Raw genomic sequence first — 26,497 nt, 5'->3', positions numbered from 1 at the left:
CTTTTAAGATGAAAAGGGTATCCGGATAAGCAGAAACTTAATCAGATACCCCTTTTAAAATTGTAATAAAGCTAAAAGCTAGTGATTCTTTTTTACAGGATTAGCTATTTCCCAATCTTGTTGAATTTTCTCTGCTTCAGCATTTCCTTCAAAATCATGAGGCAAGTTTGAACTCATGGTTTGAGAGAAAGGAACCGTTTGTGGGATAAAATCCACATCATGTCCTGGTTTGCTATAGTCATAAGGCCATCTGTAAACTGTTGGAATTTCTCCTGGCCAGTTACCGTGGATATGTTCAACTGGTGCAGTCCACTCTAAAGTATTTGATTCCCAAGGATTTTGAGGAGCCTTTTTACCTTTGAATATTGAATAGAAGAAATTGAACAAGAATGCTACTTGAGCCAATGCTGCCATAATAGCTGCCCATGTTACAAAAACGTTTACTGTTAACCATTTTTTCATGAATTCGAATTCAGTGAAAGCATAGTAACGACGAGGTACACCATCTAAACCTAAGAAGTGAAGTGGGAAGAATACCAGGTAAGCCGCGATGAAAGTTAACCAGAAATGTAAGTAACCTAATTTAGCATTCATCATTCTACCAAACATTCTTGGAAACCAGTGATAAACACCAGCAAGCATACCAAAAATTGCTGCAGAACCCATTACCAAGTGGAAGTGGGCAACTACAAAATAAGTATCGTGTAGATTAATATCCAATGAAGCGTTACCTAAGAAGATACCGGTTAAACCACCAGAGATAAAGAATGATACTAAACCAATAGCGAACAACATGGCTGGAGTGAAACGGATATTACCTCTCCATAGCGTAGCTAAATAGTTAAATGTTTTTACTGCTGAAGGTACGGCAATAATCAATGTGGTAATCATAAACACACCACCCAGCAGCGGGTTCATACCAGTTACAAACATGTGGTGACCCCATACGATGAATGAAAGTACGGTAATACCAATTAATGAATAAACCATCGCGTGGTAACCAAAGATTGGTTTACGTGAGTTTACCGAGATTACTTCAGATGAGATACCCAAAGCTGGCATAATTACAATATACACCTCAGGGTGACCTAAGAACCAGAACAAGTGTTGCCATAAAATTGGAGAACCACCTTCATTTGGTAAAATATCTGTACCTAAAACAATATCAGATAAATAGAAACTTGTTCCAAAACTACGATCGAATACCATCAATACCACCCCAGCTACAAGAACAGGGAAAGATAAGATACCTAATATAGCCGTTAAAAAGAAGGCCCAAATGGTTAACGGCATTTTCCAAAGGTCCATACCTTTAGTACGCATATTTAAGATCGTACTCACATAGTTGATACCCCCCATTAACGATGATGCCACGAAAAGTACCATACTAATTAACCATAATGTCATCCCCATACCAGAACCTGGCATTGCCTTCGCAACTACAGATAAAGGAGGATAAACGGTCCAACCACCAGAAGCAGGTCCTGTTTGGATGAAGAACGAAGACATCATGATCACACAAGCCATAAAGAAGAACCAGTATGAAAGCATATTTAAGAATGGCGAAGCCATATCTCTTGCACCAATTTGCAATGGAATAAGTAAGTTACTAAAAGTACCACTAAGCCCTGCAGTTAACACGAAGAATACCATGATGGTACCGTGAATGGTAACTAATGCTAAATAAAAGTCAGGTTTGATACGACCGCCTTCAGCCCATTTTCCTAAAAAAGTTTCTAAGAATGGAAAGTTTTGATCTGGCCAAGCCAATTGAATACGGAATAAAATTGATAAGCCCATTGCAATTACGGCCATAATGATACCCGTAATTAGGAATTGCTTAGCAATCATTTTGTGATCCATGCTGAAGATATACTTCGAAATCAACGTCTCCTTGTGGTGTCCGTGATCAGCGTGGTCGTGATTGTGTTCGTCGTGTAATGCTATTGTTGACATATTCTTTTCGCTCCTGCTTAATATTATTTATTTAAAGCCATTTGGTTTCCTTTCACAGCTGCCGAATCGGTTGCTGATGAATCTCCCTCTGCTGCTGGTTTAGCAGGTGCAGGTGCCACAGGCAAATTAAATTGTTTTCTTAAATCGTCGTTTAAGTATGTTTTTTGTTCTGCAATCCATGTTTTGTATTCAGCTTCTGATACTACACGTACATCTTTTTGCATGTTATAGTGACCAGATCCACAAATTTTAGCACAGTAGAAAAGGAACTTAAAATTAGGATCATTGGTTTCCTCCTGCATTTGACGGGTAGTCTTTGTTGGAGTAAATTCAAAAATAGTTTGCATACCTGGTACAGTATTCAACTGAACTCTGAAGTGAGGCATGTAAAAACTATGGATTACATCTTTACTGTTTAAGATCAACTTAACAGGCTTACCAACCGGGATAACCATCTCGTCAGCCATTTCGTCATCACGAGAATTCAAATCTTTAAAATCAATACCTAAAGTATTTGATGCAGTTGTTAATTTATAGTTTTTCTTTCCTACAATACCATCAGCACCTGGGTAACGGATAGACCATTTAAACTGCTCAGATGTTACTTCGATTTGAAGTGGTTTGTTATTAGGATCTTCAACTTTGAAGAAGATTGATCTCCACGTTAAGAAACCCATCAACACTAAAACTGTTAATACTAAGGCTGGAACGATTGTCCAGATCTTCTCAATGGTATTATTGTGTGGATAGTAGTAAGCTTTTCTTTTTGCCGAATACTTGTAGATGTAAGCGAAACCAAATAATAAAATGTGCGTAGCAATGAATACAATGGTGGTGATGATTAATGTTAAGTTAAACATTTCATCAATCTTCTTTCCATGTTCTGATGCAGCATCAGGCAATAACATAGAACCATGAACGGTATATTCCCAATACACACCGTACAAACCTAAAACCAAGAACAATGCAAATAAGCTTGCATGTACCCCGTTCCAGTTGATACCAATTGGCTTACCTTGCGCTTCGCGGCTTAATTCATATACTTTTATTGCTTTACCAATAATAGCGATGAATACACATACGGCAAGAAATATCAGCGTATAAAAAATTACTGATTTGTAAACCTCTCCCATATCAACTTTCGGTGCCGCTGCAGCACCTGCTGCTGCCTCTTGCGCAAAAGCGCTGGTGTTTGCAAAAACAGTAAGTAATACTGCCAAAGCCGCGGTCGTTTTATTCGTGATAAACTTTCTTAAACTCATTTCCTTAAAAGTAGTACGCTGTACTTCTATAATAATAATTAAATATTTGCTCTATACTATCACCTATTAAAGCTGGTGATGCAAACTTTCTTGTAATAACGGATGATTCTTTGCAATTAAAGGTTTCTTGCTTAAGTTGCTTAGAACGGTAAAGGTAAACAATCCTACAAAACCTAAGGCAGTACCGATTTCAACAATACCGAAACCATTGTGTCCATCTTCTACAGCACCTGGCATAATCATTTGGTAGTAATCTACCCAGTGACCTAACAATACTACGATCGAAACGAATAACAACTTCGCATCTGTTCTCTTGTTGTCTCTATCCATTAATAATAAAACCGGAGCCAAGAAGTTCATCGCCAGGTTTAAGAAAAACCAGAATTTGTAATATTCAAAGCGTTTGTAGAAATAAACAGTTTCCTCTGGCATGTTTGCATAGTAAATTAATAAGAACTGTGCGAACCATACGTAAGTCCAGAAGATAGAGAAACCGAAGATAAATTGACCTAAGTTATGTAAGTGGCTATTGTTAACCCATTGCATATAACCAGCTCTTCTTAATAAGATGATGATGATTGCGATAGTAGCTAAACTACTCACCCACATTGCGGCAAAGTTGTACCAACCGAACATGGTTGAGAACCAGTGCGCTTCTAATGACATGATGGTATCGAAAGCAAAAATCGGTGTAGTAAAACCGTAAATTACCAGGAAGATACAAGCATTTTTAAAGCTCTTTCTGTATGAAGCTAATCCACCAGCTAAATCTTCATTATATGAAAGTTTAGTAAAACTGATTGCAAATGCACTGTAAACACCCAAAAATACTACCATACGACCTAAGAAGAATGGTACATTCAAGAATACGGCCTTACCTGCGATTAATGAATCGTAATTAGGGCTATTTGGATCAGTTAATCCATCAGCATGCCAGTGATGGTATAAATTATGTGTATATAACCCAGCAGAAATAATCACGATCAGGATTATAGAAGCAATAGGCAAGGTTTTGGCCAATGCCTGTGGTACACGTAAAATTGAAGCAGACCATCCTGCTTGCGCAACAAATTGAACGGCTAGGAAAAACATACCTGACATACAAACGCATGCAAAGTAATATCCCATAAGCAACAGGTTAGCAAAAGTACGCTCATGCATTACTTTATCACCAGTAAAACCGTAACCAATAGCAATAGCACCTAATATGATACCAACAATGCTCAAGGTTTTTACTTTACCTGTAAACTCAAACTGTTCACTAAAATTAATATTGTGAGTTCCCATTTATATTCTGCTTTACTATTGTCCTTTTTGTAATTGTTGAACATACATCACTACTTTCCAACGATCTGTTGGCGTAATTTGTGAAGCATGCGAGCCCATGTTATTTACACCGTAAGTAATGGTGTGGTATATTTTACCTGCAGTAAGATCTACCATATTACCACCACGAGATGATGCTCCTGTTTGGTATGCCGGTACACCGCTAAATTTCTCAATTTTTACCAAATGACCTTGTCCATCACCTTTTTCGCCGTGACAAGGGCTACAGAAAACATTGAATAAGTGTTTTCCTTGTGCCAAATTAACGGTATCAACAGGCAATGGATTTACCATACTTACACCCGCCGCTTCGTAACCTTCTTTAGTGTTAGGAAATTCGTCGTACTCTGTAAACCCAACAGGTTTTGTGTTTGCTGGTGGCGTTTGTGCAGCCTGACCTTTAAAACTAGCCAGTAATTTATTAGCCGTATCAACAGGTTGATCCGGGTTTAATGCTAATGCATCATACATATTTCTGGCATATTCTAAACCAGTACTGCGTTTATCTTTACAAGCGGATACTGTAGCTGCGAAAGCGATAGCTAAAAACGCTGTATAAACAAATTTATTCTTATTCATAGCTAATGTACTTCCTTTCATTATACTTTACTTCTAAAGCACCTGCATCTTTTAATAAACCATCAATAACAGTATGCGCTGCGTTATCTTTTGCATCAACAGCGATTACAAAACGATCGTCTGTTGCACGAAGATCCATTACTCTTGGCGCTCTTCCTGGAAACAAATGCGTAGAAGCATAATAAGTTAAAACCATACCGAAAGCACAAAACAATACAGTAAGCTCGAACATTATCGGAATAAAATCCGGCAATGCAAATGATGGCTTACCACCAATGTTTACTTTCCAATCGATTACTGCGCAAAAATAAATTAATGCAAAAGCTGCGCAAGTTCCAGTGATACCAAAGCAAAATGCTGCAATATCAATTCTCGATCTTTTAATCCCTAATTTGGCTTCTATTCCGTGTATAGGCATTGGCGTATAAACATCGTAAATGCTTACACCATTTTCCTGAAGCTTTTCGATGCCATGCATCATTTCATCAGGATCACCAAAGCTGCCTAAAATATATTTGATATCACTCATTGTTATATTTTTGCGTAATCTTCTTGTTTAACACTATCAAATTTCTGTAACGACTCTACGTATTCTGCTACGTATTCTTTGTTCTCATGTCCGTCTTTAATCTGTTTCATTTTCGCTTGCTCACTTGCAGATTTTAATAATAATTTAACTTCTGCGATCGCGATTGAAGGCAATACCCTTAAGAATAATAAGAATAAAGTAAAGAACAAACCGATTGAACCTACGAACACACTCACATCAACCCAGGTTGGATAAAACATTGCCCAACTCGAAGGGATATAATCACGGTGTAATGAGGTAACGATAATTACGAAACGTTCGAACCACATACCTACGTTTACTACGATTGATAAAATCCAGGTAGCTTTAATGCTTAAACGGATCTTTTTGAACCATAACAATTGAGGAGAGATTACGTTACAGGTCATCATCATCCAATACGACCACCAGTATGGACCAGTAGAACGGTTGATGAAGGCATATTGCTCATACTCAGAACCTGAATACCATGCAATGAAGAACTCAGTTAAGTAAGCCACACCCACAATTGATCCTGTTAAGATGATGATTTTATTCATCGACTCAATGTGGAACATGGTGATGTAGTTTTCAAGACCCAATACTTTACGTGCTACCAACAATAATGTTAACACCATTGCAAAGCCTGAGAAAATCGCTCCCGCTACGAAATATGGAGGAAAGATTGTGGTGTGCCATCCTGGAATTACTGATGTTGCAAAGTCCATTGATACAATAGTGTGTACCGAAAGTACTAATGGAGTTGAAATACCAGCGAGGATTAATGATACCGCCTCGAAACGTTGCCAGGTTTTAACACTTCCACTCCATCCGAATGAAAAGATAGAATAGATTTTTCTGCGTGTTCCTACTGCACGATCACGAATAGTTGCGATATCTGGCAACAAACCTGTGTACCAGAATAATAATGATACCGAGAAGTAAGTAGAGATGGCAAACATATCCCAAACCAATGGTGAGTTAAAGTTTACCCAAAGTGAACCGAACTGATTTGGCAATGGTAAAACCCAATAAGCCAACCACGGACGCCCCATGTGTGATACGACGTACGTTGCTGCACAGATAACGGCGAAAATTGTCATCGCCTCTGCAGAACGGTTAATGGAGTTACGCCAGTTTTGACGGAAAAGCAATAGTACCGCTGAAATTAGCGTTCCGGCGTGGCCGATACCTACCCACCATACGAAACCGGTGATATCCCATGCCCATCCAACTGTTTTATTTAAGCCCCATGCACCGATACCATTCCAAAAAGTGTAACTCACAGCTACAACCCAAAGTAAAGCACCTAATGCTGAAACGATGAAACCAATCCACCAAGCCTTGTTCGGCTTGTTTTCTACCGGTCCTAAAATATCATCCGTAATTTTTGCATACGTGATATTATCGCCGGTAATTAATGGTTCTCTAAGTATTGATTCGTTATGTCCTGACATAATTTGTATTTTCTTTATACTAAAGCTTACGCTTGTACTGTTGTATCTGTGTTTCTAATTTTTGTCATGTATCCGATACCTGGTTTCACGTTGATTTCTTCTAATACGTAGTAGATACGCTCAGAACGTAATGCTTTTGAAACCTCTGAATTTGGATCGTTTGAATCACCAAATATGATTGCATTTGCTGAACAAGCTTCCTGACAAGCCATTTTGATATCGCCATCTTTTAATGGGCGTTTCTCTAATTTAGCTTGTAACTTTCCACCCTGAATACGTTGGATACACATTGAGCATTTCTCCATTACACCACGAGAACGGGTAGTAACATCAGGATTCAATACCAATTGAGTAAACTCATTATTTAAGTAGTTATCGAAACGTGAATCATTCCAGTAGTTAAACCAGTTAAAACGACGAACTTTATACGGACAGTTATTCGCACAGTAACGTGTACCTACGCAACGGTTATAAGCCATATGGTTTAAACCATCACTTGAGTGTACAGTTGCCAATACCGGACAAACTGTTTCGCAAGGTGCGTGATCACAGTGTTGACACAACATTGGTTGGTGAACCACAGAAACGTGATCTAAATCTTCCAATTTAGCAATCTCTTTTTCTTTGGTTACATCACCATCTTTGGTTTCGTAGCTATAGTAACGATCAATACGAATCCAGTGCATTTCACGACGACGGCGAACCTCATCACGACCCACTACAGGAATATTATTTTCTACATTACAAGCAACAATACAAGAACCACAACCTGTACAAGCATTCAAATCGATTGCCATTACCCAGTTGTTACCTGGTTTCTCATAAGCATCCCAAAGATCATAATCTTTGTGTTCACCTTTGTGGTTACCAGCAGAAGCATCTTTCAAATATTCTTTGAATGTAGCTTCTTTGATTACAGCACGACCTTCGAAAGAGTGGTGAGTTTGTGTTTGAGCCAATTCATAGTAACCGCCTGTTGGGGTAATGGTTACATTGCTGGCATATTGCATTGTTCCGTTTAGGAAAGAGATAAAAGGGAAAGCATTTTTACCTACCTCGTTACCAGCTTTACCAACTTTAGTACGGCCATAACCTAACGCGATAGATGCTGTTCCTTGTGCTTGTCCTGGCTGGATCAATACCGGAAGATCTACAGAATGTCCATTGCTACCTTTTACAGTAACTACATCAAATTCCTTAACCTTTAATTTTTCCGCGAATTTTGGTGCAAGTGCAACATAGTTATCCCAGGTTACTTTTGAAACCGGATCTGGTAATTCTTGCAAAAATGCATTGTTGGCGTTTTTACCATCACGCATTGGAACACTTTCGTAAACCTGCAATTCTACCTGGTCGCCACCTTTTGCTAAAGCTTTGCTGGTGCTTACGATTGACGTAGCAACTTGCGCTAATGATTGAGTGAAAGAATAACTACCAGCTGCTTTTGGAGCTACTGTAACTACACCTTTCTCTAAAACATCATTCCATTTTAAACCAATTGCTGGCAACATTTTGGTTTCCCAGTTGTTGCGAACAAATTGATAGTAATTTTTAACAGGAGCATCAGCCCAAACCAATAAACTCTCTTCTGCCTGACGGCTGTTGAAAACTGGATTGATGGTAGGTTGAACAATTGAATAATATCCTTCGTAAGCATTTGCATCACCCCACGACTCTAAATAGTTATGGTTAATTGCAATGGCATCACAAAGTGAAGCTGTTTCATCAGCTCTATCTGAGAAAGAGATTTTTGCAGGAACTTTAGCTAAAGCCTTAGTAAATGCATCAATATTCATGAAATCGTAAGCAGGGTTACTGTTTAAAAATAAAACAGCACCAACTTCACCACGACTCATTTCGGCAACTAGACCGTTAAATTCAGCATCGTTACCTGCATATAAATAGCAAGGATTATCTAAATCGATTGTAGTGCCATAACTTCCGATAGCGGAGTTAATAGCATTTACTAAAATTTGAGTAGAAACATCGTTAGAACCGCACACTACAAGGCCTTTACCTTTGTTTTGTACTAATTCTTTTGCTACCAATTTAATTACTTTATCAGCAGTGGTGTTGTTTCCAAGTGTACCTCCAGCTAAAGACTGACCAGTAATTGCATTATATAAAGCGATTAAAGCAGGTCCTTCTTCTGATAATTTAATCGGAACACGCGTATCAGCATTTGTACCCGTTAGGCTCATTCCACTTTCAAATTGAATGTGGCGGCTCATTTTTTTGTTTTCTAACGATTTGTAGTTACGGTTAGAAGTATATTGAGCTGTAAACTCTTCTCCGCTAATCCAGGTTCCTAAGAAATCGGCAGCGAAACTTACAATTAAGTCAGCTTTATCGAAGTTATATTTTGGCAATACTGCTTTACCAAAGCTGTTTTGGTTAGCCTGAATAATTCCGGTATAAGAAACCGCATCATACTGAACTAATTTAGCCGCTGGATATTTTGTAATAAACTGCGCTAAAACAGCATTTGTTGATGGACTGTTAACTGTAGAAGCAACTACGCGGATTTTCTTACCGCCTGCCTGTGCTTTTGCCAATTCGCTTTTTACAAAGCTATCTAACTTAGCCCAGGTAGTTTCTTCGTTTTTAAGAACTGGCGCTTTTAATTTCGATACATCATAAAGATCTAACACAGAAGCTTGCGCTCTTGCATCAGTACCGCGATAAAATTCGCCTGCATTAGGGTTTGGTTCAATTTTAATCGGACGACCCTCTCTTGTTTTAACTAAAATACTTTGGCCGTTAAAGCTCGAAGTATAATAGTTAGGAATACCAGGCGTAACCTCTTCAGGTTTTACCAGGTAAGGAATAGATTTATGAACCGGGGCTGTTTGACATGCTGCCAAAGTAACTGCACCTAAACCAAAACCTAACGCCTTTAAAAAGTCGCGGCGTGGGGTAACGGTACTTAACCCTGCTTCATTTAAAACATCTTCTATTGGAAGTGGCTCGGCGAATTCGTTTTTGCTATTCTTAACAAAATCGGGTGTATTATTATACTCCTCTAAGCCTTTCCAGTATTTTTTGTTGCTTTCCATTTAAGCTATATTACTGTTTATTCGAACGTTCTTACTAAACTCTATCTATTAATAGTGGCATTTACCACACTCTAAACCACCCAATAACGCTGGGGTAACTTTCTCGCCTTTTTTAATTTTCTCATGAGCTTCGATAACCTTAGCATAGAAAGCATTATTTTTCTGACCAGAAATATCTGTTTCCTTGTGACAGTTAATACACCATTTCATGGTTAATGGAGAATATTGGTAGATCTCTTCCATTGTATTAACCGGACCGTGACATGCGAAACATACAGGCTCTGTTGGTTGTAATCCTTTTGCTTTACGAATAGCATCTTCTGCAACTACTACGTGTTGAGAGTGGTTGAAGTAAGCAAAATCCGGAAGGTTGTGTACACGTACCCATTCCATTGGTTTCTCTTTGCTCTTATCGTATTGTTGTGTCTCAGGATCGTAACCTAAAGCATTGTAGATTTTTTTGATCTCTGGAGAAATCTCACCATCATAATTATCTCTTGCCTGAACAGCTTTGTGGCAGTTCATACAAACATTTAGTGATGGAATAGTAGCATTCTTAGATTTGAAAGCACCATTGTGGCAATACTGACAGTCGATTTGATTGATACCAGCGTGTAGCTCATGTGAGAATTTAATCGGCTGAACTGGTTGATAACCGGTGTGAACACCTGTGTTCCACATACCCATCCAACCCCAAGATCCTAAAGCAATTACCAAACACAAGATGAAGAACATCACGAACTTCTTGTTTTTGAACATTTTACGAACACCTACCTTTAACGGCACATCTTCTTCAATTTCAATACCTTGTTTCTGTAAGATTAAACGCTCTAGCAATTTAGATGCACGACCTAAAATTACCAGGATTAGAATACCTACCAATACAATAGCAACGATACCAGCGATCGATAAGCCAGATGTACCGCTTTCTCCAGCACCAGCTTTTGGCGCATTTGGATCAACAGCAGCTTTAGGCTCGCCTTCTTTGATGTATGCTAAAATGCTTTTAACTTTTTCCTCATCTAACTCAGGGAAAGAAGTCATCGCAACTTTACCATTTTCGTTAAATAATTTAACTGCTTCCGGATTGCCGGCAGCAATCATCCCTTGCGAATTAGGAATCCATTTTAATAAGAACTCTTCAGAGTGGCGATCACTCACCCCTGTTAAAGCAGGACCTACCAATTTGGCATCTAATGCATGGCATGATGAACATTTAGCTCTGAAAAGCGTTCTCCCCTCTTTAGCATCCTGAGCACTAACGGTTGAAACCGCCATTACAGTAACTGCTGAAAACACGAATAACGACTTCCAAACGCTTTTTAAAATCATCGAGATATCTCTCATAATGAACACTTTATACTTATTTAATTTACTTTTTGTTGTGAAATTGATGCCTGAACTGATGTAGCTCCACCAAAACTTGAACAAAAGTATAACTTATTAATAAATCCCATGACATAATAGTGACCGGAAATACAATTTATAATCATTCTAAACAAATGATGTTTCAGGCCACTCAGGCAATAAAAATGCCCATTTTTTGATCTTTATCTAAAATGGGCATCAAGCTTCAATTTTGTTTTATCAAAATGTTATTCTTATTGCTTTAATATCCAGGCAAACATCAGCGGTGCTACAATTGTTGCATCACTTTCTACGATGAACTTTGGTGTATTGATATCTAACTTACCCCAGGTAATTTTTTCATTCGGAACAGCTCCAGAGTAGGAACCGTATGAAGTTGTAGAATCAGAAATCTGGCAGAAATAGCTCCAGAAAGGAATATTTTCCATTTCCATATCTTGATATAACATTGGCACCACGCAGATTGGGAAATCACCAGCAATACCACCACCGATCTGGAAGAAACCAATTCCTTTACCACCGCTGTTTGCGATATACCAATCGGCTAACCAACCCATATATTCAATACCACCTTTTACAGTAGTCGCCGTTAGCTCTTTTTTCATTACGTAGGAAGCAAAAATATTGCCCATAGTTGAATCTTCCCATCCTGGAACCACAATTGGAAGATTTTTTTCAGCAGCAGCTAACATCCACGAATTTTTTGGATCAATTTCATAATATTGCTCTAAATCGCCACTTAAAAGCATTTTGTACATAAACTCATGCGGGAAATAGCGTTCGCCTGCTGCTTCAGCGTCCATCCAGATTTTTTGAATGTGTTTTTGCAAACGACGGAAAGCCTCTTCTTCAGGAATACAAGTATCAGTAACGCGGTTGTAATGGTTTTCTAATAAATCCCACTCATCCTGCGGACTCAAATCACGGTAGTTAGGCACACGTTTATAATGCGAATGCGCTACCAGGTTCATTATATCCTCTTCCAGATTAGCTCCTGTACAAGAAATGATAGATACCTTATCCTGGCGGATCATTTCTGCAAGCGAAATACCCAATTCAGCAGTACTCATTGCACCGGCTAGGGTAATCATCATTTTACCACCTTCATCCAAATGCGTTTCGTAGCCCTTAGCCGCATCCATCATCGCCGCAGCATTAAAATGGAGATAATTACGCTCCATAAACTGAGATATTGGTCCTCTAGTATTGCTCATTTTGTTATGTATTATTTTTCGCAAAAGTAGGCATTTAGCCCGAAAGGATAAAACATTAAAAGTATTTGGAGCTAGGAGTCAAAAGTTTGAAATTCATTGTGACACTCGTTAACAGTAATTCCGAACATCAAAAAAGATTAACGCAGAAACAATCAGCGATAATCACCTTAATCTGCGGGAGAAATTATTCCGCTTATAAGAATATAGTCTTTTTCCCATGGTCGGTGTCCCCACAGACCATTATCTGTTTGTCAGCGTTTCGGTCTGTAAAGACACAGACCGAGGCGTTAAAGTCCGTTTTGCTTAAAATTACAGCTTTGGTTGCTATTTTGGATAACAAAATCAATACTTATAACTTATTTTCCTTTCCCATGGTCTGTGTCCCCGCAGACCATTTCCTGTTTGTTTGCGTTTCGGTCTGTGAGGACACAGACCGAGGTGTTGAATTGATCAACCCTGTCTGCCGCAGGCAAGCAATGACGGAAATTAAAAACGTCAATGGTTAGCATGCCGAAGTATTTTTTTTGAAAAGCAGATGCTGCAATATTATTAAAGGCAGTCCGGCTTTTTGGTACAAGGCCCAACGAAAAGTTGGCCGCTTTCCCCGTTAATCCGGTTTAGGTGGCCCAGGCCTTGCTACTATTAAAAAATCCCAAGCCACTGTCATAAAACAGCTATCGCCCGTCAGTAAATAATTCTTAATAAAAAAATGAGTTAATTTGCGGCAATGAAAAAAGTTTATTTTCTCCTGGTTTTTGTGTTCCTATCTGGAAGTTCATTTGCTCAAATGAAATTGATAAAAAAGTTGCTATCAAACGAAAAAGATACTTTACGCAAAGCAAGCTTTTTGCCCATTCCTTCCTTTGGATATGCCCAGGAAACCGGTTTTCAGTTTGGTGTTGGTGCAATTGTGGGTTTTTATGCTGATCGGTTGGATACCACAAATCGTCCATCATCTTTAACCTTAAATCTGAACTACTCTACCTTGAAAGCTTACAATATGAGTTCGCTCATTGATATTTGGGGAAAAGGAAATAAGCTCCATTACATTGGCGAATTGCGTTTCAAACGCATGCCTTTTAATTTTTATGGCATTGGCAACAGCACCGAAGAAGCTAATGAAGATAAATTGATCCAGCAGCAGATTAAAGTTTTGCTTCAGGCAGAGAAACAGTTATTGCCAAAGGCCTATACCGGGGTTTCGCTAGGTTTTGAAAACTACAAATATAAGGATGTAGTTGCCGATGGAATTTTTAACAGCGACCCATATTATAATAATAGAACTGGTAGCGTTTTATATCTAGGTGTTTCGCAAAGTTATGACGCCAGGAATAATAACAACTACACCACCAAAGGCTTTTTCATCAGAGGTACGTATCAATATGCACCTGATATTTTTTCGGAGGGCAATTTTACAGGTAGCCAGATAAAAATTGATGTAAGGAATTTCTGGCGATTGAACAAAAGCTTCGCAGTAGGCGTACAAGGATTGTATAATACCGTGTTAGGCAGCAATACACCTGTTTATCTGTTACCACAAATTGGTAACGACGAAATGATGCGTGGCTACTATGGCGGGCGCTATCGCGATAAAAACTTATTGGCGGCGCAGGCGGAATTAAGGTACCGTTATAGCAGTCGTTTCGGCGCTACGCTATTTGGCGGAACCGGAACCGTTTGGGGTGTTGATGATTTCTCTACCGATTCTTTCAAGCCAAATTATGGCGCTGGACTTCGGTATTTCTTCGATCCGGAGAAAGGAATCAGCGTTCGTTTAGACTACGGAATTGGCGAGAAAAGACCAAATGAAAAGCGTCAAAGTGGATTTTACATCAGTATCGCGGAAGCGTTTTAATTGACCAACACATCTTTACGAGGAGGAACGACGCCGCAATCTAATTCAGCAACTGCAATTGTGGCAATGACTTTTGGTCAGTAATAAGTTTAATTGCTCCGCCTTCGCTCCTCTTCATTTCCTGATTTACGATCCGTTTGTTTCAGTTTCTCATTTCCGAAATTAAATCGGGCAGTGATTCGTAACTGTCTGGCATCGTAATAATTATTGTAATCTTGTTTAATGTTATTGATTAAACTGCTAAACCGATACCTATTGGATTTCAGCAAATCGTTTGCGCTTAACGATAGCTGAAGTTTTTTATTGAGCAGCAAGGTCTTCACTCCAAAATCTAAATTATACTGGCTTTTAATTTCATTTAACCCTTCAGCTGTCGGAAATTGAAACCAAAAATTAACATCTGCCAAAACAGTTTTGCTTTTATTTATGGTAAATTGATTTGAAGTAGAAAAGTATGCGCCCATTCTGCTCAAATTTGTTTGTGTTTGCAAAATTGCCGACTTCGATACATTGTAAAAAACATCAAACTGATTAATGGTTTGCCAATTTTCGAATGGGTTTGACACTAGAGAATTACTAAACTGGTAACTATATCCGGTGATGAAGTTTACGGGTTTAGTGGCTTGGGTATTTGAATTTACATCGATAAAATTCACATCAGCAAAACCATTAGTGGCACCGCTAAACGATAAAGTACTGGTGAGAGAACTTTTGTAAGTGTGCGAAAGCTCGATGTTGTGATTATAAGACGGCTGCAAAAACGGGTTACCTTCAGTATAAACATATTGATTGCTGTACCACCGAAATGGATTTAACTTGCGGTAGGCAGGTCGGTTAATTCTACGCCCATAATTAATGCTCCATGCACTTTGATTGCCAGCACGATAAGTTGCGTAGAAAGTAGGAAACAACTGCAGATAATTAGACTTTATTTTTTGATTAACTGAATTTCCATTTATCTGGGTGTATTCCGACCGCAAGCCAAGTTGAAAATCCCACTTTTTAATGGTCTCATTCACATTAGCATACAAGGCCTGAGTGTTTTCATGATAAATAAATAAATTGCTTTGATTCAAATCGACTTCATAAATATCATTCCGTTTTCTATAAAAAGCAATATCGCTTTCGTTCGTGATAAAACTAAGTTTGGTACCGAACGAAACTTTAAAATTTTTATAAGGCAAATCTACATCTGCTTTTAGCGTATAAAGTGCAATTCCTTGTTTGCTCGTTGATAAATATTCTGCAAATGATCCCGGTATTATAGCACCATCGCCGAAAAAACTCTGGTTATTGAAAGCCCGATTTTTATCGTCGGCAAAGGTAAACCAGTCAGCATTTATGGTAAGCTGTTTGCCTGTTGAATCGAAATTTTGTTTCAAAAACAGATTTGCAGAATGATAATGGGAGCTGATTTCTGCATTTGCATCAGAATTTAGGATAGAATCTAGCTGTTGATTGACGTTAGACACCCTGGTTTTTATATTCTCTTCCGAATGAAAATCTGTATAACCGCCATTGTACGCAGCACCAAGCATTGTTTTTTTGGAAATTTGATAATCCAATCCAATTTGCCCGCTTGGTACCGTTCTGAAATTCCGATCTTTGTTAACTACGTTCCAGCTTTGCGAAGGGTAGAAAATAGTACTTTGTTCAAATGGTACAATGGAACCTTTTCTGATGTTGAAGGTTGAATTAACGGCAATTTTATCTTTTCGATAACTCACATTTCCACCCATGGAAGCCGTTTGATGTGAAGCTTGCGTAAAAATCGTATTAACGGAACCTTTTAAACCTTCAGCTGTTGTTTTTTTTAGTACGATATTAATCAAGCCGTTATTCCCCTGTGCATCATACTTTGCCGGAGGATTGGTAATCACATCTATTTTCGAAATTTGATCAGATGGAATAGATTTGAGATAATTAGATAAGTCATCCTGACTCAGCTGTACCAATTTATCATTCACCATCACATTAACACCACCTTTGCCCACGAGTGAAACCTGATCATTTACTACCCGAACGCCTGGAACTTTGGACAATAATTCAAGCGCATCGCTACCGATTGCAGTCACGCTATTTTCTACGTTAAATATTGTTCGATCAATTCTTTTTTCCAATAAAGGCCTTTTTGAATTGATTTGAACATCGGCAAGCTCATTCGAAGCTGTTTCTAGTTTAACGTTAATGGAAGTGTCTCTTGATAATTGGATACTTTTCTGCTGTGTATTAAAGCCAACTGCCGAAAAGGTGATTAAATACTCGCCGCCGCTGATGTTTAAAAAAGAATAAATACCCAAGGTATCTGATTGGGTATATTTTAGCCTTTTAGCCACATCTATTAATTTTATCGAAACATTCGGCTGTGCATTGGTTTGTTCGGTTTCAATTTTACCCAATAAATTAAATTGGGCTTTTGCTTGAAAAGCAAACAAAGATAGAAGACCACTGAACATGAAATTTCGAACTAGCATAATCTTTAACAACCTCGTTTTGAGAACATGACAAACCCATCTAATATTAAATTACTGATTTTACGAAGGTTGCTTTCCTGAGTGATAAAATCCAGACTTTTTTGATCGGTAATATTCCCTAATTCAATCAAAACTGCTGGCGTTTTGGATTCTCTTAACAACAACAAACTTGCATCTTTAAGAGAATCTTGAACTGGCGTCCCCTTCACTTGTTTAAGTTTTTCTAAGATATTTGCGCCTAGTTCTTCTGCTATTTTAATGTTCTTATTTAATTTCGAAACATAAACCTCTATGCCGCCGAAGGCCACGGGACCATTTTTAGGCATTGCATTATGATGAATAGATATAAAAGCAGTAGCAGGTTGAACAGGTAATCGATCGCGAAGCGATACATACTCATCACTACTTCTGGTTAACCGAACTTTGATGCCTCGTTTGGCAGCCTCTTCTTTTAAAATGTTTACGGCTCTCAAATTCATGTCTTTTTCCCTTTGCCCATCCAGGGCAACCGAAGCTGCATCTCTGCCTCCATGTCCTGCATCAAGAACCAATACCACTTCTGCTTCGTTGAATGCAGATTTCGCATTTGGATCTAAAACTATTGCTGTTTTGAAATAATCTTGCTTGTAAACCTTAACATGAGTAAAATAATTTCCATTTTCTGCCACATTTTTTGTTACAATAACTTCTTTACGGTTTACAAAGGCTAATAAGCAAAGCGCAATTATTGGAATAAATGAAAAGTAAATGAGCTTTTTCATATTGGAGTTTGGTTTTTTGTAAAACATCATAATTCTTTTCTTTAATGGCAGTTTACTAAAACTATGCGCCAACAGCGTACTTGAAGGCATGGCCAAATTCAACAATAAAGATGCATAAGCCTTTTTATCAGCGGTTTTTAGTGTTTCCTGATCAGCCAAAAACTCGTGATTATGATCGATCGCATTTCTCCAGAAATAAATGATGGGATTGAACCATAAAATACAGACTGCTAAATTTACCAGGATCTTGTCTACAGCGTGGCCTTGTGTTACATGAGCCGACTCGTGCTGAACTACCAAATCTCTTTCATTTTCTATTAAGCTTTCATCGATAATGATTTGATTTAAAAAGGAGCAATTTTTTATTTGTGCATCAGGTTTAACCAGAATAAGTTTACCATTTTGAAAGGATTTGTATTTTGTGATAGAACGCTGAACGATACCCATCATAATAACCATTCGTAAAATTAATGCCAGCAAAACGGCACCATACACATAAGATACTAACTGACTCCAATGAATTGGCAAATCACTCATTGGCTGATTATCATCAAAATCTTGTTCAAAAGCAGCTTCATTGCTATAAGCTACCTTAACTGGTGTTTCTTGCTGATTGATCGAAATTTCCCTTGTACTTTCTACTGTTAAAGCCGGAATGACGAAACTAAAAAGCAATGCAGTTAATAAGAATAAACGGTTAAGTTTAAAGAAAGTAAGTTTCGATAACAAAAAATGATAGGCTATGAAGAGGATAACCGTACAAGCCGAAACTTTTAGTAAATACAGTAAAATCATGATTTTTGATTTTGGTGAATGATCTTTTGGATTTCTTCTATATCGCTTTCACTCAATTTTTCTTCTTTAACCATAAAGGATAATAAACTGGCTGGTGAATTATCAAAATAGCCAGAAAACAGTTTAGAAAATGTTGTCTTGGCATAATCATCTTTATCGATGGCAGGAAAATACTCATAGGTTTTTCCATAAGCTTTATAGTTTACATAACCTTTCTTTTCTAAAAGCCTTACGATAGATGAAATAGTATTATATGGTGGTTTTGGTTCGTCATCCAGCTCATCGATAATATTTTTTACGAAAGCTTTCTTTAGCTTCCATAAAACCTGCATAATCCGCTCTTCCGTTTTGGTTAATTCTTCCATACCCAAATTTATAACTTATTTTTCAGTTATACAACTATAAAATAAGTTATATTATTGATTTATCAGTTTTCAACTTGACTATCACAGGGTAAAATATACTAGGTCAACCTATTATGGCAAAAATTAAAATGAATTACCCTAAAGTTTTGAGAAGGTATTACACTAGATGAATAGCCAATATGCAGCTGTCTTTGTTTTTAAACCCGATCGAAGCGAGATGTTCCCCGATTTTTTATCGGGAGCAGAAGCGGGAACGGGACAGAAAGCCGCCACGAAACAGAGGACTGATCATTTCCAAATAATTGATCGGCAAAATAACTTCTGAAATTAGTGACTTAATCCAGCCAATGCATTAATGGTTAAAGCCACAATTACCGTGTTGAAAATAAAAGCGATTAAACTGTGCAGCAATGAAAGCCGACGAATTTGACGGGAAGAAATTTCGACATCGGAAACCTGAAAAGTCATTCCTAAAACGAAAGAAAAGTAGGCAAAATCAACAAAATCTGGCGATTCATTGCCGGGAAAATCCAATCCTGAGCCTTTTCCATTTTCGTTATCGCCATAAAAAAGATGCGCATAACGCATGCTGAAAGTGGTATGCACCAGGAACCACGACAAAAACATTCCTGACAAGGCAATAACCAATGAGAGCGGTTTGATATCTTTATTGATTAACAGAAGAATTACAGCCAACAAACCGGCGAAGGTAGAAACCAAAACAATTGCAAAAATCTCTTCCTTAGTTTCATCTTGAATTTTTGCTTTTAAGCAGGTTTCGATAGGTGATGTTTTGAAAAACATGAACCAGTGCAGTGATATCAGCATTAAACTAAAAATATCCCAGCCAAACATCACGTGGGTGAGCATGTCAGTTTTTAAGAGCAACGAGCCGAAAAAACCTAAAACCCCCACAAAAAAGCTAATTAGCAAAATATACAATGCCGATAACTTCTGGATACCTTCAAGTTTGGGTTCGATTTTCATACTGGTTTGTTTACTGATTAAATTTCAGCTTGAAATGCTCTTTGGCTTGTCCTTTTTTGAAATAAACCAATCCAATCCAAAACAAATCAACTGTTACTGTTACTTCTGGATGGTTTTTGATCTCTTCCCAAGCTTCCTTCATTCCCTGGCTCCAGTAAATATCATCAAAAATGAGCAAAGAATTTTCGGTAACTTTTGGCAAACACCATTTAAAGTAATTTAAGGTAGCATCTTTGCGGTGGTTGCCATCAATATAAACGAAATCGAGGCTTGGCTGCTTAGCAATAATATCGGGTAAAATGAGGTCGAAATTACCTACATGAAGCTCAATGTTATTTAGATCGAGATCCTGGAAATTTCTCTTTGCCACCTCGGCCGTTTGAGGACAGCCCTCTATAGTAATAATTTCAGCTTCGGGACAAGCTTTCGCCAAGTATGATGAGGTAATTCCTAAACAAGTGCCCAGTTCGATTGCTGTTTTTGGATTAGTGTTTTCTGCTAGCCGATAAATAAGTTTAGCTAACCGCGGACTTTTAAGTGCATTTTTAGCGATTTCACTAATCTTCTTTGTTCGGTTCTTATTAAGATGAGAACCTGCCCCCAGATCTGTGACGGTGATTTTGGAATCGTCAGAAAAAAGTTTTTTTCTTTGCTCTTCTATATTTTTGTATTGAGATTTCTCGCTAAAATCGTAAATTACCGCATCAGCTAGCTTGTATACGAATGGTGAATGCGTTCCATGACGGGTTTTCGCTGTTAAACGATGTTTAATGTAATCGGTAATAAATTGAAATAGCATAATATTGCAAAAGTAATTAAACGCGGCAAACGTGTGTATGTTTTATGGAAAATATCGGAGAGATAAGCGCATTAGTTAAATTATTGGATGATCCGGATGAAGAAGTTTATCAGCATGTTGAGCAAAAACTGCTCGAATATGGTGGTGAAGTGATTCACTATCTGGAAAATGCCTGGGAGCAATCTTTTGATGGGCTTTTGCAGGAACGAATTGAAAACATTGTTCACCAAATCCAATTTAAAACGGTTAAAGAAGATTTGAATTTATGGTATTTGAGCGGTGCTTTCGATTTGATGCAGGGTGCGCTCATCATTAACCGTTATCAATATCCTGATTTGGATGAACAAAAAGTGATTAACCAAATAGAGGAAATTAAAAGAGATATCTGGCTGGGCTTACAATACGAAATGAGTTCGGTAGAAAAGGTAAAATTGATTAACCATGTTTTGTACCAACAATATGGTTTTGGTGGCAACACAAAAAATCACCACGACCCTCAAAACTCTTATTTAAACCAGGTTTTGGAGAGCAAAAAAGGCAATCAAATATCGTTAGCCATCATTTACTCTACCCTTGCCCAGAAATTGGATTTGCCAATTTATGGTATTAATTTGCCTCAGCATTTCATTTTGGGTTTTATAGATGAAAGTAAACAAGAAGGAACTGAATACGGCGTGTTGTTTTACATTAATGCGTTTAACCGAGGAAATATTTTTGGCAAACATGATGTTGATCAGTTCCTGCGCCAACTAAATTTAGAATCACTCCCAGAATATTACAGGCCATGCAGCAATACAGATATCATTCGCAGGGTAATTAGGAATTTGATTTCTGCTTACGAAAATGCCGGTGCAACAGAAAAAGTGAGAGAACTGAACGAACTGCAAAATATTATTGCCGAACCTTAAACATCCTAAAAATTGAAAAAAATCTCCCCTCTGTCTTTTTCTTCATTTATTATTTTCGCAGGATTTATCTGCTTTGCAAATAATCTTCAAGCACAAAAAATAGCTAAGCCAAATGTAATAGCCTATTACACTGGTGGCGGCGAAACTTTAATAGACAGCTTCCCTGTAGAGAAACTGAGCCATTTAATTTACAGCTTTGGGCATGTTAAAGGCGATAGCCTGAACATTAAAAGTGCTAAAGATTCGGCTTTGATTTCGAAAATGGTGGCATTAAAGAGCCGCAATAAAGATTTGAAAGTGATGATTGCCATGGGAGGTTGGAGTGCTTGCGAACCCTGCTCGGAAGTATTCAGCAGAAAAAACGGACGGGAAACTTTTGCCAAAACCACTAAAGAACTATTGGATTATTTCCATGCAGACGGAATCGATATCGACTGGGAATATCCTGCAGTAGTGGGTTACCCAGGCCATAGATACACAGAAGCTGATAAACACAACTTCACTCTATTGATTCAGGAGTTGCGCAAAAAACTGGGCAAAAAAGCCGAGATTAGTTTTGCTGCCGGAGGTACAAAAAACTGTATAGATTCTTGTTTTGAGTGGCAAAAAGTAATGCCTTTAGTAGATCGCGTAAACTTAATGAGCTACGACCTGGTAAGCGGTTATGCCACACAAAGCGGGCACCATACACCACTTTTCTCTACGCCGCAACAACAACTTTCTGCAGATTGGGCCATAAATGAAATGATTAAAGTAGGCGTTCCACCCCAAAAAATTGCTTTAGGTGCAGCTTTCTATTCAAGAATTTTCCAAAACACTACGGATGCCAACCATGGGTTATATCAACCAACAAAATTCTTAAGTGGCGTTTCTTATAAGAATTTCCCAGATCAGTTTACGGTAGACAAAGGTTTTCAATACTATTGGGATGATGTAGCCAAAGCGCCATATTATTACAATGCCGCTTCAAAACAACTTGTTACTTTCGATGACCCAAAATCAATTGCTTTAAAAACCAAATATGTAGTTGACCATAATTTAAACGGTATTATGTTTTGGGAGTTAACGGATGATGCTTATTCCAATGGACTGGTAGATGTTATAGCTGAAACTTTAAAGAAATAAAAAAGCCGCAAATTAAATTGCGGCTACTCAATATTTCCATTGCTATTTACAGTCCCAGGTTAAGGTATTCGATATTTGATATTCATCGGTTAAAATAAGTTTACCAGACTCATTTTGATAACTTTTGGTAGCTAAAATAATTGATGTGGCATTCCCTTTTGCATCGAACTGATATTTATGATCAACAACATCCTGTGCGGATATAACGCCATTTGTTGGATTAACATGTGAAATAGTCGATTTGATCAATACGTTTTTAGATTGGATGCCGTAGTATTTGCCCGGAAAATAATCTACATGGCCTGTAAGCGGATCGGCCATTTCATAAGTATTCACCGCAGCCGAACCTGAATATTCGTAAACAGTAATCTCCTGTTCGCCACCACTTGCAAAAGTTACGACTGATTTAGTGAGGTTACCACCAGTGTAAGTAATTACATCTGTAGAATTTAATTCTCCATTTACATAGTTCTTTACCATAGCAAGGTAACCCTCTGCATTGTAGGTATAGTCCCTCTTGATATCGTAACTTATTCCGTTAATCTGAATATAATCTGGAGACGAACTGCTCACTGCTCTTCCGTTTGATAACGAAATTTCACTAACTTTTCCGTCCGGATCAGTTGCAGTAATTTTATTCATTGAGTAAGCATAATTGAGAATTTCATCATTACTTACTCCCTTGATTACCTTACCAGACGCATCGTAAGTAAAACTGAGATTGAAATCTCCAAAACCAGGCAATGTTAAAACCAGATTGCTCAGCTTACAGTTGTTCCCATTCGGGTCGTTATAATTGATTTCCTTTTGACAGCTTGCGATAGAAATAATGGCAATAACAGCCACCATTGCAAGTTTAATTTTATGATTCATTTGGCCAGATTTAGAGCGTAAATTGTTGGCTACAAATATATTAAAATTATTCTTTCCAGAAACTATTGGCTTTTAGCCCAGATTAGAAATTTCCTTTTACTTTAAATTTTTGAACTTTTAACCATCCGGCCATCAGGCTAAACCAGTCGGTGGTGCTCGTTTTGTTAATTAGCCCGAAGCCATGACCGCCTTTTTCAAAATAGAAAAGGTTACTTGGAACTTTAGCAGCAAGTAATGCTTTATGCATTAATTCGCTATTTGCTACAGGTACGGTTTTGTCATCTTTAGCGTGTACGAAATAAGTTGGAGGTGTTTTTTTAGTTACATTTTCATTTGCAGAAAAGTACCTTTTTAACGAATCTGGCGGATTTGGCCCTAATAGATTTTTCATCGTCCCTGTGTGTACCGATTCTTCGAAACTAATTACTGGATAAACCAGCACACCGAAGCTTGGTCGTAAATCTATTTTTTCCGGGTTCGCTATTTTTAAATCGTTATAATGTGTTTCTAAGGTAGAGGCGAAGTGTCCACCTGCCGAAAAGCCCATTATCCCTATCTTATTGCTTTTGATATTGTATTGTTTAGCAGCCTTTCTTACTAAATAAATGGCTTGCTGTGCATCCTGAAGCAATGCGTAAGTTTTATCAACCATGATTTGATCACTCGGCAAACGATATTTTAAAACAAAAGCGGTTACCCCAATGGCATTGAAACGTTTGGCTACATCTGTTCCCTCATGACTAAAAGCAAGCGCTCCATAACCACCCCCCGGGCAAATAATTATTGCTGTTCCGGTGGCGATATCTTTTGGCGCTTCAAATACCGTAAGTGTTGGTATCGAAACCTTCGTAACGCTTAATGTACCATTAGATCTTACCTCGGTATTTTCGACATAAGTTGAGGGTGTAGGCTTTGCCCCTGGAATGCTATCAGTATACAAAGGAATTACTTCTTGTGCTTGCATCGAAAAAAAACAAAAGAGCATCATTAAGGTTAGTAATATTTTATTCATTGGAAAAGTTATTTGGATTTAAGCAACTCAATTGCTCTACTCTGGCGAAATCTTTATCATTATCTGCTATTAATATTAAATCGTGCACTAAAGAGGTAGCTGCTATCAACGCGTCAGGTAACTTTAAATTATAGTTTTTTCTTATTCTAATTGTTTCTGTAATAACCCCATTTTCTAAACCCAATATCAGCGCACCAGATACAAATCTTTGATAGATGATGATGTCATCAGGATTTTTGGGTTTCCACACTTGCAACTCTATTTCTGAAATGAATGAGATTACCGCTTCAGTATCAACAACGTTATCCATGAAAGTTAAGCCATCAGATGGGAAGGTACCATTAAGATACTTTATAGCCGCTGAGGTGTCAATCAAATATCTCTTTGCCATTCACCACGCAAATCATTAAGCTGAGCATCGATTGCTCCTGCGCTCATAGGTTCTTTAATTTGATTTCTTAACGCAGATATTTTCACAGAGTTTTTTAGAACTTTTATAAGTTTTAGTTCCTCTAGCTCTTTCAAAATTTTATAAGCCTTTTCGTTTGTTAACTCAATAGTCAGCGTATTCATAATAATATGGGGATTAAATAAAACTGTCCGCAAATCAAATATACAAAAAGTAAAATTTAGATGTGAGTTTTAAAATTCCATTAAATAAGCTTTCAAAAAGTCGTTGATATCACCATTTAAAACGGCATCAGGGTTAGAGGTTTGATAGTTGGTACGGTGATCTTTAACCCTTCGGTCATCGAGCACATAACTTCTAATCTGCGAACCCCATTCTATCTTTTTCTTCGATCCTTCTACCGCAGCAATGGCTTCATTGCGTTTACGTTCTTCAATTTCATATAATTGAGATTTAAGTAAACGAATAGCATTCTCTTTATTCTGCAACTGCGATCTCGACTCCTGATTTTTGATGATGATACCCGATGGTTTGTGGTACAAACGAACAGCGGTTTCCACTTTATTTACGTTCTGTCCACCGGCTCCACCTGCTCTAAAAGTTTCAAATTCAATATCTGCCGGATTGATGTCAATCTGAATGGTATCATCAACCAACGGATAAACGTAAACCGATGCAAAAGAAGTATGGCGACGGGCATTCGAATCAAACGGAGAAATACGCACCAGACGATGAACGCCGTTTTCCCCTTTCAAATAGCCATAAGAAAAGTCGCCATCAAACTGAAGCGTAACCGATTTTATTCCTGCAATCTCCCCTTCCTGACTATCTTGTTCGGTAATTTTGTAACCATTTTTATCGCCCCACATCATATACATCCGCATGAGCATGTAGGCCCAGTCGCAACTTTCGGTTCCTCCAGCACCGGCCGTAATTTGCACCACGGCGGAGAGTTGATCTTCTTTGTTACGGAGCATATTTTTGAGCTCCAGTTCTTCTACTGAAGTTTTGCTGATCTCAAATTGCTCTTGGAGTTCTGTTTCTGATGCATCGCCAGATTGAAAAAACTCAAACATCACTGCTGCATCTTCTACCGCATTATTGGTTTGATTAAATCCATCTGTCCATTTTTTCTTTGAACTGATTTCTGCTAATATTTTTTCTGCTTTTTTTGGGTCGTCCCAGAAATCGGGCGCCATCGTTAATTTTTCCTCTTCACGGACGGCGTATAGTAGCTCATCGACGTCAAAGATGCCTCCTCAGAGACGTTACTCTGTCTCTTAAATCCTGAATCTGTTCTTTGGTCATAATGGCAAATATATAAAATTGAGTTGATTTAACTGACCAGATCGATTGATTTAAAACTCGT

22 protein-coding genes are annotated in these 26,497 nt (G+C 38.0%); 3 read left to right on the top strand and 19 right to left on the bottom strand.

Features of this window, described 5'->3' with window-relative positions:
* Nucleotides 1-78: 78 nt before the first annotated feature.
* The 9 genes from ACZZZK_RS16145 to ACZZZK_RS16105 form a co-directional block, all read right to left on the bottom strand.
* Entirely contained in the window at nt 79-1,956 is a 1,878-nt protein-coding gene (locus tag ACZZZK_RS16145; RefSeq protein ID WP_463485032.1) for a cytochrome c oxidase subunit I, read from the bottom strand.
* 23 nt (nt 1,957-1,979) lie between these two features.
* Nucleotides 1,980-3,218: a cytochrome c oxidase subunit II gene (locus ACZZZK_RS16140; protein WP_265798438.1), complete on the bottom strand. Its 1,239-nt coding sequence runs from the start codon at nt 3,216-3,218 to the stop codon at nt 1,980-1,982.
* A 66-nt stretch (nt 3,219-3,284) separates the two neighbouring features.
* The gene (locus tag ACZZZK_RS16135; RefSeq protein ID WP_056848394.1) at nt 3,285-4,505 is read right to left on the bottom strand and encodes a hypothetical protein; all 1,221 of its coding nucleotides are present in this window, start codon (nt 4,503-4,505) and stop codon (nt 3,285-3,287) included.
* 15 nt (nt 4,506-4,520) lie between these two features.
* Nucleotides 4,521-5,144 carry a c-type cytochrome gene (locus ACZZZK_RS16130; RefSeq protein ID WP_265798439.1) on the bottom strand — a complete coding sequence of 208 codons (624 nt, stop codon included), beginning with the start codon at nt 5,142-5,144 and terminating at the stop codon, nt 4,521-4,523.
* On the bottom strand, nt 5,116-5,652 hold the full coding sequence (locus ACZZZK_RS16125; protein ID WP_265798440.1) for a DUF3341 domain-containing protein: 537 nt from the start codon (nt 5,650-5,652) through the stop codon (nt 5,116-5,118). Before ACZZZK_RS16125 ends, ACZZZK_RS16130 begins: the two co-directional genes overlap by 29 nt.
* 2 nt (nt 5,653-5,654) lie before the next feature.
* Nucleotides 5,655-7,127, bottom strand: coding sequence for an NrfD/PsrC family molybdoenzyme membrane anchor subunit (gene nrfD / locus ACZZZK_RS16120; RefSeq protein WP_265798441.1), 1,473 nt, complete (start codon nt 7,125-7,127; stop codon nt 5,655-5,657).
* Nucleotides 7,128-7,153: 26 nt separating this feature from the next.
* Nucleotides 7,154-10,183 (bottom strand): TAT-variant-translocated molybdopterin oxidoreductase, encoded by a 3,030-nt coding sequence (locus ACZZZK_RS16115; protein ID WP_463485031.1) that lies wholly within the window; start codon nt 10,181-10,183, stop codon nt 7,154-7,156.
* Between the two features lie 48 nt (nt 10,184-10,231).
* Nucleotides 10,232-11,530 (bottom strand): c-type cytochrome, encoded by a 1,299-nt coding sequence (locus ACZZZK_RS16110; RefSeq protein WP_463485030.1) that lies wholly within the window; start codon nt 11,528-11,530, stop codon nt 10,232-10,234.
* A gap of 254 nt (nt 11,531-11,784) precedes the next feature.
* Nucleotides 11,785-12,765 carry a deoxyhypusine synthase family protein gene (locus ACZZZK_RS16105; RefSeq protein ID WP_025144047.1) on the bottom strand — a complete coding sequence of 327 codons (981 nt, stop codon included), beginning with the start codon at nt 12,763-12,765 and terminating at the stop codon, nt 11,785-11,787.
* A 727-nt stretch (nt 12,766-13,492) separates the two neighbouring features.
* On the opposite strand from ACZZZK_RS16105, the gene ACZZZK_RS16100 reads away from it, so the two are divergent.
* On the top strand, nt 13,493-14,620 hold the full coding sequence (locus tag ACZZZK_RS16100) for a BamA/TamA family outer membrane protein (protein WP_463485029.1): 1,128 nt from the start codon (nt 13,493-13,495) through the stop codon (nt 14,618-14,620).
* A gap of 89 nt (nt 14,621-14,709) precedes the next feature.
* On the opposite strand, the gene ACZZZK_RS16095 is transcribed toward ACZZZK_RS16100, so the two are convergent.
* The 5 genes from ACZZZK_RS16095 to ACZZZK_RS16075 all read right to left on the bottom strand — a co-directional run bounded on the left by ACZZZK_RS16095 (nt 14,710) and on the right by ACZZZK_RS16075 (nt 20,801).
* Nucleotides 14,710-17,019 carry an outer membrane beta-barrel protein gene (locus ACZZZK_RS16095; protein ID WP_463485028.1) on the bottom strand — a complete coding sequence of 770 codons (2,310 nt, stop codon included), beginning with the start codon at nt 17,017-17,019 and terminating at the stop codon, nt 14,710-14,712.
* An 80-nt stretch (nt 17,020-17,099) separates the two neighbouring features.
* The gene (locus tag ACZZZK_RS16090) at nt 17,100-18,650 is read right to left on the bottom strand and encodes an N-acetylmuramoyl-L-alanine amidase (protein WP_463485027.1); all 1,551 of its coding nucleotides are present in this window, start codon (nt 18,648-18,650) and stop codon (nt 17,100-17,102) included.
* Nucleotides 18,647-19,015, bottom strand: coding sequence for a BlaI/MecI/CopY family transcriptional regulator (locus ACZZZK_RS16085; protein ID WP_463485026.1), 369 nt, complete (start codon nt 19,013-19,015; stop codon nt 18,647-18,649). Before ACZZZK_RS16085 ends, ACZZZK_RS16090 begins: the two co-directional genes overlap by 4 nt.
* A gap of 327 nt (nt 19,016-19,342) precedes the next feature.
* Nucleotides 19,343-20,002: a DUF1345 domain-containing protein gene (locus tag ACZZZK_RS16080; RefSeq protein WP_463485025.1), complete on the bottom strand. Its 660-nt coding sequence runs from the start codon at nt 20,000-20,002 to the stop codon at nt 19,343-19,345.
* A 10-nt stretch (nt 20,003-20,012) separates the two neighbouring features.
* Nucleotides 20,013-20,801, bottom strand: coding sequence for an O-methyltransferase (locus ACZZZK_RS16075; RefSeq protein ID WP_463485024.1), 789 nt, complete (start codon nt 20,799-20,801; stop codon nt 20,013-20,015).
* 44 nt (nt 20,802-20,845) lie between these two features.
* Here ACZZZK_RS16075 and ACZZZK_RS16070 point away from each other — a divergent pair, with 44 nt between their 5' ends.
* Together ACZZZK_RS16070 and ACZZZK_RS16065 are read left to right on the top strand one after the other, a co-directional pair.
* Complete coding sequence (locus tag ACZZZK_RS16070) at nt 20,846-21,709, top strand: transglutaminase-like domain-containing protein (protein ID WP_463485023.1); 864 nt, start codon at nt 20,846-20,848, stop codon at nt 21,707-21,709.
* Nucleotides 21,710-21,721: 12 nt separating this feature from the next.
* A complete protein-coding gene (locus ACZZZK_RS16065; protein WP_463485022.1) occupies nt 21,722-22,834 on the top strand; it encodes a glycoside hydrolase family 18 protein in 1,113 nt (370 codons plus the stop codon).
* 42 nt (nt 22,835-22,876) lie between these two features.
* Here the strand turns inward: ACZZZK_RS16065 and ACZZZK_RS16060 are convergent, their stop codons facing one another.
* The 5 genes from ACZZZK_RS16060 to prfB all read right to left on the bottom strand — a co-directional run bounded on the left by ACZZZK_RS16060 (nt 22,877) and on the right by prfB (nt 26,436).
* Nucleotides 22,877-23,707 carry a hypothetical protein gene (locus ACZZZK_RS16060; RefSeq protein WP_463485021.1) on the bottom strand — a complete coding sequence of 277 codons (831 nt, stop codon included), beginning with the start codon at nt 23,705-23,707 and terminating at the stop codon, nt 22,877-22,879.
* Between the two features lie 82 nt (nt 23,708-23,789).
* Nucleotides 23,790-24,719: an alpha/beta hydrolase gene (locus ACZZZK_RS16055; RefSeq protein ID WP_463485020.1), complete on the bottom strand. Its 930-nt coding sequence runs from the start codon at nt 24,717-24,719 to the stop codon at nt 23,790-23,792.
* Nucleotides 24,712-25,110 carry a type II toxin-antitoxin system VapC family toxin gene (locus tag ACZZZK_RS16050; RefSeq protein WP_463485019.1) on the bottom strand — a complete coding sequence of 133 codons (399 nt, stop codon included), beginning with the start codon at nt 25,108-25,110 and terminating at the stop codon, nt 24,712-24,714. The genes ACZZZK_RS16055 and ACZZZK_RS16050 overlap by 8 nt, the downstream gene beginning before the upstream one ends.
* Nucleotides 25,092-25,292: a hypothetical protein gene (locus tag ACZZZK_RS16045; RefSeq protein ID WP_463485018.1), complete on the bottom strand. Its 201-nt coding sequence runs from the start codon at nt 25,290-25,292 to the stop codon at nt 25,092-25,094. Before ACZZZK_RS16045 ends, ACZZZK_RS16050 begins: the two co-directional genes overlap by 19 nt.
* 69 nt (nt 25,293-25,361) lie before the next feature.
* Nucleotides 25,362-26,436 (bottom strand): peptide chain release factor 2 gene (gene prfB, locus ACZZZK_RS16040; protein WP_463485017.1). Its coding sequence is split into 2 segments (ribosomal slippage): nt 25,362-26,375 and nt 26,377-26,436, totalling 1,074 coding nucleotides; the frame shifts between segments, so codons are not numbered across the junction.
* Between the last annotated feature and the right edge of the window lie 61 nt (nt 26,437-26,497).

It is taken from the genome of Pedobacter sp. AC163 (assembly GCF_979258665.1).
Note: the sequence above shows the minus strand (reverse complement) of the source record. Positions and strands in the feature narration are given on the sequence as shown.